The organism is Pseudomonas sp. GM50, from assembly GCF_000282375.1.
GTDB lineage: Bacteria > Pseudomonadota > Gammaproteobacteria > Pseudomonadales > Pseudomonadaceae > Aquipseudomonas.
On sequence record NZ_AKJK01000021.1, the window covers coordinates 48,833 to 59,745 of the forward strand.

1 protein-coding gene is annotated in these 10,913 nt (G+C 63.7%); it reads left to right on the forward strand.

Annotated elements, in window-relative coordinates; all coding sequences use genetic code 11:
• Positions 1-16 precede the first annotated feature (16 nt).
• Positions 17-10,913 (forward strand): non-ribosomal peptide synthetase (locus PMI30_RS24665; protein ID WP_008006589.1); only part of this gene is annotated, 10,897 nt, incomplete at its 3' end.

A 10,913-nucleotide genomic window follows, 5' to 3' on the forward strand; every position in this document is an offset into this window, starting at 1 on the left:
TTGCAGGACGCTTTCAATGACCACCGAAAAAACCACCGCCAATCCGATTGAAGATATCTACCCGCTGTCGCCGTTGCAGCAAGGGATGCTGTTCCACTCCCTGCTGCACGAAGATTCCGGCGTGTACCTGATGCAGGATCGCTACCGCATCGGCGGTGCCATTGATGAAGTGGCGTTCCTTGAATCCTGGCGCCAGGTGGTGGCGCTGCACCCTTCCCTGCGCGCCAGTTTCCAGTGGAAAACCCAGAAGCAACCGGTGCAAGTGATCCATCGCGAGGTCAAGGTGCCGCTGGACACCCTTGACCTGCGCGGGCTCGCCCCACACGAACAGGAAGCGCGGATCCGCACGTTGCTGGAAGACGAGCAGAAAGTCGGTTTCAACCTGTCGAAGCCGCCGCTGATTCGCTTTCGCCTGGTGCGATTGGCCGATGAGTCCTACGAATTCATTCGCAGCTTCCACCACATCCTGATGGACGCCTGGTGCATTTCCCTGGTGACCGTGGACTTCCTCAAAGTCTACGAGGCGCTGTGCAACGACCGCACGCCTGCGCTCAAGAGCCCGCGCCCGTTCCGCGATTACATCCAGTGGCTGCAACGCCAGGACGCCGGCAAGGCCGAGCAGTTCTGGCGCGGTCAGCTGCAAGGGCTGAATGCACCGACGCCACTGACCGTGGACAACGGCGTGGCCCGCGACCGCTACACCGACGCGGTGCTGGTGGACGATCAGTTGATTCAGCTGACCGAGCCAGAAACCCAGGCTCTGGCAGCATTCTGCCGTAGCCGCCGGATCACGCCGAACACCTTCTTCCAGGGTGTCTGGTCGCTGTTGTTGTCACGTTATAGCGGTCAACGGGACGTGCTGTTCGGCGTCACCGTCGCCGGTCGTCCGGCAGAGCTGACCGGGGTGGCGGAGATGATCGGCTTGTTCATCAACACCTTGCCGCTGCGGGTGTCAGTGGACCCGCAAGCACCGTTGGGCAGTTGGCTGAGTGCGCTGCAAGGGCTGAACGTCGACATGCGCGACTTCGAGCACACGCCCCTGACTGACATTCAAGGCTGGAGCGATTTCCCCCGGGGCGAAACCCTGTTCGACAGCATTCTGGTGTTCGAAAACGCCCCGATCGACGAGCAGATTCTGGAAGGCGGTTTCCAGTTCAGCCTCGAAGGCATGGACCATAGCGTGCACACCCACTACGGCTTGACCGTGGTGATCCTGCCCGGCGAGCAGCTAGGCATTCGGGTGTCTTACGACCGCGAGCGCTTCGAGGCACCGACCGTGCAGCGCTTGCTTGGCCACATTGCCAGCCTGGTGCGCAGCATGCTTGCCGCACCGGAGGCGTTGCTGGGCAGTTTCGAACTGCTGGCTGCCGATGAGCGTCAGCAACTGCTCGGTGAGTGGGCGGTCAATCCCTACGACTTTCCGCTGGATCACAGTTACGCCGAACTGTTTGCCGCCCAGGTCGCCCAACGCGGCGGGCAGATTGCCGCGATCTGCGACGGTGAGTCGCTGACCTATGCCGAACTGGATCAGCGGTCCACTCGCCTGGCCCACGCCTTGCGCGAAGCCGGTGCCGGTGAAGATCAACTGGTTGCGCTGGTGGCCCCGCGTGGCCTGACGCTGTTGACCATGATGATTGCCGTGTTCAAGGCCGGCGCCGCGATGCTGCCGCTTGAAGTCAATCATCCGCCGGAACGCCTGCGGGAAATCCTCAGCCTGTCCCGCGCACCGTTGCTGGTGGCCAGTGAAGGGTGCAGCGCGCTGCTCGATCAGTTGCTCAGCGACCTCGATCAGGCGCCGAAGGCCTTGTTCGCCGAAGCCTGCTGGACCGGTGGCAACGATACGCCGCTACCATTGGCGGGCAGCCCGGACAGCCTGGCCTACGTGCTGTTCACCTCGGGTTCGACCGGGACGCCCAAAGGCGTGATGATCGAACAACGGGGCATGCTCAACAACATCTTCGGCAAAGTGCCGGCGCTGGGCTTGAGCGCCGAAGACCGGATTCCACAGACCGCTTCGGTGGCGTTCGACATTTGCGTCTGGCAATTCCTCGCCGCGCCCGTACTGGGCGCCACGGTGCATATCCTGCCGGACGATGTGGCGCATGACCCACAACGCCTGCTGCAAGTGATCGCCAGCGAACGCCTCAGTGTGCTGGAAATCGTCCCCAGCCTGATGCGCACACTGCTTGCGCTGTGCCCGTGCGATCTGCAACTGCCCGACCTGCGCTGGGTGCTGCCCACGGGTGAAGCGCTGCCGCCGACCGTGGCCCGGGACTGGTTTGCACGCTTCCCCGACATCGCACTGATGAACGCCTACGGCCCGGCCGAATGCGCCGACGACGTGGCCTTCCAGCCGATCTTCGAAGCACCGGACGCTAACGTCAACCATATGCCCATCGGCCAGCCGACCGCCAACAACCGCTTGTACGTGCTGGATGAAGCCCTGCGGCCGGTGCCAATTGGTGTGGCTGGGGAAATCTGTGTAGGGGGCGTCGGTGTCGGCCGCGGCTACCTGCACGATCCGCAGCGCACAGCTGATGCGTTCATCGACCATCCTCAGCTGGAAGGTCGCCTGTACCGCACCGGCGACCTCGGGCGCTGGCGTGCCGATGGCGTGATCGAATACCTCGGCCGCCGCGACCAGCAGGTGAAATTGCGTGGCCACCGGATCGAACTGACGGAAATCGAACACCGTCTGGCCCAGCACCCGAACGTGCGCGAAGCCGCCGTGCTGCTGCGCGAAAACAACGTGGGCGAAGCCTGGCTGGTGGCCTACTGGTCGGCCCATGACGAGACTTTGGGCAACGACGGGCTAACCGAACACCTGCGCGCACAATTGCCGCCGTACATGGTGCCGGCCGCGTTCGTGTGCCTGGAGCGCTTGCCGCTGAACAACAACGGCAAGGTCGATCGCAAGGCCCTGGCCGCCCAGGAATTGAGCTGGCAAGCCGACACTCAGGAAAGCATCGCGCCACGCAACGAGCTGGAAGCCGCCGTGGCGAAAATCTGGGCTGAGGTGCTGGGTCGCGATACCGTTGGCGTGGAAGACAACTTCTTTACCCTTGGCGGTCACTCGTTGCTGGCCACTCAAATCGTTGCGCGCCTGCGCGGCCATTTCAAACTCGACCTGCCGTTGCGGGTGCTGTTCGAACAACCGACAGTAGCGCTGCTGGCCGTCGCCATCGCCGCGCGCCAGGCTGACGCCGCCGCACCACAAGCCACCGCGATCAGCGTGCCAAAGGCCCAGGTCCGTCCAGCGCTGCTACCGTTGTCGTTCTCGCAACAGCGCCTGTGGTTCATCGAGCAACTGACGCCGGGCACGACGCTGTTCAACATCCCCTTCGCCCTGCACCTCAAAGGTGAACTCAACGTCGCAGCGCTGCATGCGAGTTTGAATGACTTGCTGGTGCGTCATGAAATCCTGCGTACCGGCATCCGCAGCACCGACGGCGTGCCCAGCCAGCACATCAGTGATTCGCTGAACATTGCATTGCCGTTCGATGATTTGTCAGGCCTGGGCGCGACGGCTCGTGAAGGTGCGCAGTTCAATGCCCTGCAAGAAACCTTTGAGCAACCGTTCGACCTGACTTCACCGCCGCTGCTGCGGGCGCGTCTGCTACGTGTGGCGCCGGGTGAACACGTGCTGGGTATCGCCCTGCATCACCTGGTCTCTGACGCGTGGTCGGCGACCATCGCCCTGCGCGAACTGGCCCTGGGTTACGAAGCCCGTTGCAACGGCGGCCCCGCCCAACTGCCGGCCTTGCCGGTGCAATACGCTGACTTCGCGCTGTGGCAGCGCGAACACCTGCAAGGTGCCGAGCTCAAGCGCCAGCTCGATTACTGGACCACCACGCTGGATCGTCGCAACAGCGAAGGCAGCCCGTTGCTGGCACTGCCGACCGACCATCCACGGCCGTCGATGCAAACTTACCGTGCCGGGATCGTACAGCGAGAACTCAGTGCCGACCTCAGTGGCCGGGTGCAAGCCTTCGCCAGTCGCCTGGGCACCACACCGTTCACCGTGTTGTTCGCCGGTTTCGCGGTGTTGATGCACCGTTTGAGTGGCGATGCCACGGTGCTGATCGGCACCCCGGTCACCCACCGTGAACAACCGGGCACCGAAGGCCTGCTCGGCATTTTGCTGAACAACCTGGCGATCCGCGCCGACTTTGAACCGCAAGCCGATTTCACCGCGCTGGTGGGTCAGGTGGCCAAGCGTTTGCGCGAAGGCTTGCAGCATCAAGACCTGCCATTCGAGCAATTGGTCGACAGCCTGCAACTGCCACGCAGCCTCAGCCATGCGCCGCTGTATCAAGTGATGGTCGCGCAGCAATTGGCCATGGAATCGCGCTTGCGCTTCCCGGGGCTGGAGTTCGAAGCCCTCGACACACCGCTCAAGCATTCCGAATGCGATCTGGATTTGCATGTGCTGTGCCCGGCCAATGCGCCGATTCAACTGGAGTTGATGTTCGCCCTGGACCTGTTCGCCGCCGACAGCGCCCGCCAGACCCTCGCTCGCCTGGAGCACTTGCTCGAACAAATGCTCGCCGAGCCGCAACGCCCGGTGGCTGCCCTGCCACTGCTGATGGCCGCGGAATGGCAGCGTACCGTGGTTGAGTGGAACCGCACCGAAATGGAGGTGCCACAGCACCTGACCTTCGCCCAACTGTTTGAACAGCAGGCCGAGCGCACCCCGGAGCGCGACGCGCTGTGTTTCGAAGGTCGCAGCCTGAGCTACGCCGAACTGAACCGCCGGGCCAACCAGGTGGCGCATTACCTGCGCAGTCGCGGTGTGGTCGCCAATCGTCCGGTGGCGCTGTGTGTCGAGCGTTCGCTGGAGTTGTTGATCGGATTGCTCGGCATCCTCAAAGCAGGTGGCGCCTATGTGCCGCTGGACCCGACCTACCCGGTGGATCGTCTGGCGTACATGCTCGAAGACGCGCAACCGGCGTTGTTCCTCGGCCAGCAAGGCTTGCTGGAACAGTTGGGCGCCGAACTGCCGCGCCTGCGGCTGGACAGTGACGCGGCCTTGTTCGCCGATCAGCCGGATAACAACCTCACGCCACTGGCCGGTCCCGATGACCTGGCCTACATCATGTACACCTCCGGCTCGACCGGTAAGCCCAAGGGCACGCTGGTGACCAACGGCTCGGTGGTCAACCTGGCGTGGGCGCGCATCCATGGCTTGTATCGCCGCTATACCGATCAGCCGATGCGCACCAGTTTCAACTATTCGTTTGCTTTCGACAGTTCAGTGGCCGAGCTCATCTTGCTGCTCGACGGTCACAGCCTGTACCTGACGCCGGAAGACGTGCGCTACGCCCCTGAGGCCCTGGCGCAGTTTTTCCGTGAAACCCGCCTGGATGCTTTCGAATGCACCCCGGCGCAGCTCAAGGCCCTGCTCGAAAGTGACGGCGTGCGCCGCGGCGAAGTGTATTTGCCGCGCTTTGTGCTGTTTGGTGGCGATGCGGTGGATGCGCAGCTTTGGCAGCGCCTGCCGTCGATTGCCGGCAGCCGCTTCTTCAACACGTACGGCCCGACCGAATGCACGGTGGATGCGACCGGTTGCGCCGTCGATGACTTCCCGCAGCGTCCGATCATCGGGCGGCCAATCGCCAACGTGCGCACGTACGTACTCGATGCCTTCCTCAATCCGATGCCGGTCGGCGTGCCGGGGGAACTGCACATCGGCGGTGCCGGCGTGACCCAAGGCTACCTCAACCGAGCCGAACAGACCGCGAAGGTGTTCATCGAAGACCCGTTCTCGCTGCTGGCAGGTGCACGGATGTACAAATCCGGCGACCTGGTGCGCTGGCTCCCTGACGGCCAACTCGAATACCTGGGGCGCATGGACCATCAGGTGAAGATCCGTGGTTTCCGCGTCGAGCTGGGTGAAATCGAGGCCTTGATCGGCGCCCAACCGGGTGTGCGTCAGGCGGTCGTGCTGGCCCGTGAAGACGTGCCCGGCGACAAGCGTCTGGTGGCTTACGTCACCTGCGACCAGCAGGCCGACATCAACGCCTGGCGCAAAACCATCGGCGCCGCCCTGCCCGACTACATGGTGCCGTCAGCGTTTGTGCTGCTCGATGAGTTGCCGCTGACCGACAACGGCAAACTCAACCGCAAGGCCCTGCCTGCCCCGGATATCCAGGCTGAACCCGATGCCCAGGATCCACCGCGCACCCTCGCCGAACAGCAACTCGCCGCCCTGTGGTCCGAGCTGCTGAACGTGCCGCTGACCCAGATCGGTCGTGACAGTCACTTCTTCTACCTCGGCGGTCATTCGCTGCTGGCGGCGGTGCTGTTTGCTCGTTTGCGTCAACAGTTCGCCACGGTTCCACCGCTGCGTGCAGTGTTCGAACACTCGACGCTCGACGCGCTGGCGGCCCTGTTGGGTGAGCCGCTGCAAGCCCCCGAGGCGACCTTCGTCCCGGGGGCGCGTCCGGCCCGTTTGCCGTTGTCGTTCGAACAGCAACGCTTGTGGTTCCTCGAACAATTGAGCGCCGGCGGTGGCGAATACAACGTGGTCAGCGCCGTGCAGTTCGACGGCGAGCTGAACACCCACGCCTTGCAATCCGCCTTGAACAGCGTGGTTCAACGCCACGAAATCCTGCGCAGCCGCATTGTGCGTGAGACCGATGGCGAGTTGGCGCTGATCATCGAACCGCAGGTCAACCTCACCTTGCACGTGACGGCACTGGACGCGGCCACCGACGACAGCTGGCAACAGCTGACCGATGAGGCCATCCACGCCGAAACCGGGCAGCGTTTCGACCTTGCCAGCCAAGCGCCGATCCGCGCCACGCTGATTCAACGCAGCGGCCGCGCCCAAGCGTTGCTGTTGCTGACCGTGCATCACTGCGCCACCGACGATGCCTCCAGCCAGAACCTGCTGGATGAACTCGCGCAGTTCTACGCCGCGCAATGCCAAGGCTCCGTCGCCACACTGCCGAACCTGACGTTGCAATACCCGGATTATGCGCTGTGGCAGCGTGAATCAGGGCAGCAGGCGTTGTTCCGCAGTCAACTGGAGTACTGGCGCTCGCAACTGGAAGACGGCAATTACCTGTTGGACCTGCCCACCGAACAGGGACGGCCAAACCAGCTCGACCCGGTTGCCGGCGCGGTACAACTGCAACTGCCGCCAGAACTGGCAGGACGCTTGCGGCAGTTCGCCCAGCAACGCGGCGCCACCCTGTACATGCTGATGCTCAGTGCGGCGCAGCTGTTGTTGGGACGTTATGCCAACCAGCGCGACGTGCGATTTGGCAGCCCGGTTGCCCAGCGTCCGCTGGCCGAACTGCAGCCACTGATCGGTTGCTTCGTTAACACACTGGTGATGCGCGCAGACCTCGACCCAGCGCTGAGTTTCGAAAGCCTGCTGAGCCAGGTGCGCAATAACGTGCTGGACGCCCAGCAGCATCAGGACGTGCCGTTCGATCAGGTCGTCGAACACCTGGCGCCGGAACGCAGCCTCGCTCAGACACCGTTGTTCCAGGTGTTGTTCGTGATGCAGAACGCCGACACTTCAGCCAGTCACTGGCCGCAATTGCAGGTCCGCGAACGAGCGGTAACCGCTCAGGCGACCAAGTTCGATCTGAACTGGGAAGTGCATGACGGCGAGGTGCTGTCGGTGTTGCTCGAATACCGTAGCGCGCTGTTCAGCGAAACCACGGCCCGCCGTTGGTTGGCGCAATGGCAACAATTGCTCGAAACCATGCTCGATGCTCCCCAGGCCCGCCTTGGCGACTGGTCACCGTTGACGGTGCCGGAGCGTCAACGCCAATTGGTCGAGTGGAACGCGACCGAACGTCATTACAGCGGCCCGACCAATCTGCACACGGCCCTGACTCAACAAGCGGCCCTCAGCCCCAACGCCCCGGCACTGGTGTTCGAAGGCCAGCGCCTGAGTTATGCCGAACTGGATCAGCGTGCGCAAACCGTCGCCCGCGCCTTGCGTGCGGCCGGTATTGGCAGCGGCGCCATCGTCCCGGTGTGCATGGAGCGCTCCGTGGAAATGGTCGTGGCCTTGCTCGGTATCGTGCATGCCGGCGCGGCGTGGTTGCCGCTGGATCCGGAACTGCCGGCGGCGCGTTTGGCGTTTCTGATTGAAGACGCTGACGCCCAGGTCACCCTGACTCAAGCGCAGTGGCTGGCGCGTTTGCCGACCGGGCACAACGCCTGGACGCTGGATGCGTTGCCAAAAGCAGAAAGCGGTGAACCGATCAGCGTCAGCCCGAGCGACCTGGCCTACGTGCTCTACACCTCCGGTTCCACCGGCCAACCGAAAGGCGTGATGAACGAACACGGCGCCTTGATGAACCGTCTGCACTGGATGCAGGACGCCTTCCCGATTGGCCCGAATGACCGCGTGTTGCAAAAAACCCCGTACAGCTTCGACGTGTCGGTGTGGGAATTCTTCTGGCCGCTGATCACCGGCGCCACGCTGGTGGTCGCTCGCCCGGACGGCCATCGCGACCCGGCCTATCTCAGCCAATTGATCCAGCAAGAGCAGGTCACCACCCTGCACTTCGTGCCGTCGATGCTGCGCGCGTTTGTCGAAGAGCCAAGCCTGGTCGACTGCCGCAGCCTGCGCCAGGTGTTTGCCAGCGGTGAAGCGCTGCCGGTGGATCTGGTGCGGCGCTTCATGAGCCAGCACCCGGCGGCACTGGTCAACCTCTATGGCCCGACCGAAGCGGCGATTGATGTCTCGGTATGGCGTTGCTCGGTGGACGATCTGATCGTGCCGATCGGTAAACCGATCGCCAACCTGCGCCTGTACATCCTCGACGAAGCCATGCAGCCATTGCCCATCGGCAGCATCGGCGAGTTGTACATCGGCGGCGTCGGCGTGGCGCGCGGTTACCTGAAACGTACGGACCTGACCGAGGAACGTTTCCTCGCCAGCCCGTTCATCGACGGTGACCGCCTGTACCGCACCGGCGACCGCTGTCGTTTCCTCGCCGATGGCAACATCGAATACCTCGGCCGTCTCGACCATCAGGTGAAACTGCGTGGCCAACGGATCGAACTGGGGGAGATCGACGCTGAACTGCTGGCGCAGGCCGGCGTTCGCGACGCGGCCACGTTGCTGCTTGATCAGCGTCTGGTGAGCTTCTGGTGCGGTGATGCCGAAGAAGCCTCGCTGCGTGCGGCATTGAGCGACAACTTGCCGTCGCACATGCTGCCAAGCCTGTGGGTGCAACTCGACAGCCTGCCGCTCAACAGCAACGGCAAACTCGATCGCAAGGCGCTGGCCGCCCTGCCATTGCCGGAAACCAAAAGCGACCAGCCACGCAGAGCGCCGCGCAACACCACTGAAACCGTGCTGTGCGAGTTGTTCAGCGAAGTGCTGGAATGCCCGTTGGTGGGGATCGACGATCATTTCTTCCACCTCGGCGGCCATTCCTTGCTGGCCACGCGACTGGTCGCCCGGGTCCGTGAACGCCTCGGCGCCAGCCTGCCGTTGGCGCTGGTGTTCGCCCAGCCGACGGTGGCGGCGCTGGCCGGCCATCTGCGCGCGGCGATGCCGGGTGAACTGATCACCGCGCAGCCGCGTCCGGCACAGTTGCCGCTGGGCCTGGCGCAGCAGCGGTTCTGGATGCTCAGCCGTCTGGTGCCGGATTCGCGTGAATATCACATGCCGTTCGCCCTGACCTTGCGTGGCAAGCTCCAGGTTCAGGCCCTGCGCGAGGCATTCGAGCAAGTCAGCGAGCGTCATCTGGTACTGCGCAGCCGCATCGTCGAAGTTGAAGGCGAACCACAGTTGCTGATCGACGATCAGGGCCCGGTGCTCGCGGTCACTTCGGTCGCCACACAAGACTGGGCGGCGGCGTGCGCCGATGCTCAGAACGAGCTGATGGCACCGTTCAACCTGGCCGCTGCCGCCCCCTGGCGTGCGCAGCTGTTGCAACGTCAAGGCAGCGACGAAAGCCTGTTGCTGGTGTGCCTGCACCACAGCGCCACCGACGGTTGGGCGATGCAGTTGCTGATCGACGAATTGGCCCAGGCCTACAGCGCCGGCCTGAACGGACAGTCGCCTGCCTGGACCGCGCTGGACGTCGACTATGTCGACTTCGCCCTGTGGCAGCAGCATCCGGACACCCAGGCTCGACGCAATGACAGCCTCAATTACTGGAAAAATCACCTCGGCCAAGACGACTACCAGCTCGATCTGCCCCTGGACCATCCACGCGGTGCCGAAGCGGATCGTCGCGCCCAACTGCTGACGGTCAGCCTCGGCGCTCAGCGGGCTGAGGCGATCCGTCAGTTCGCCCGTCAACGCGGCAGCACCACCTATGTGGTACTGGCCACAGCCTTGAGCGCCTTGCTGGCGCGCTACAGCGGTCAGCGTGATATTCGCCTCGGCACCCCGGCCGATCAGCGTGACCAGCCGCAAACCCAGGCACTGCTGGCGTGTCTGGTGAATACGTTGGTGATCCGCAGCGAAGTCGATCAACAGGCCCCGGCCGAGCAGTTGCTGGCCAGCCTTGAAGCCGACTTGCGCGCCGCCCAGGCCCATGCCGACCTGCCGTTCGCCACCTTGGTCGGCGCCGTGGCCCAGCGTCGCGACCTGAACCGCACGCCGCTGTTCCAGGTGATGTTCTCCCTCAACCACGGCCGCATGGACAGCAGCCAATGGCCGGGCCTGAACATCGAGGAGCAGACACTGCCGGTGATCGACGCCAAGTTCGAACAGAGCTGGGAAGTCCAGGACGATGGCAGCGACATGATCCTCGCGCTGGAATACCAGGCGGCGCTGTTTGACCCATTGACGATGCAGCGCTGGAGCGCGCAATGGTGTGCCCTGCTGGACGCATTGGTGGCAACGCCGGCACGGACGCTGGTCGAGTTGTTCCCGCAACAACAGGATCAGCAGCAACTGGATCGCTGGAACGCGACCGAACGTCATT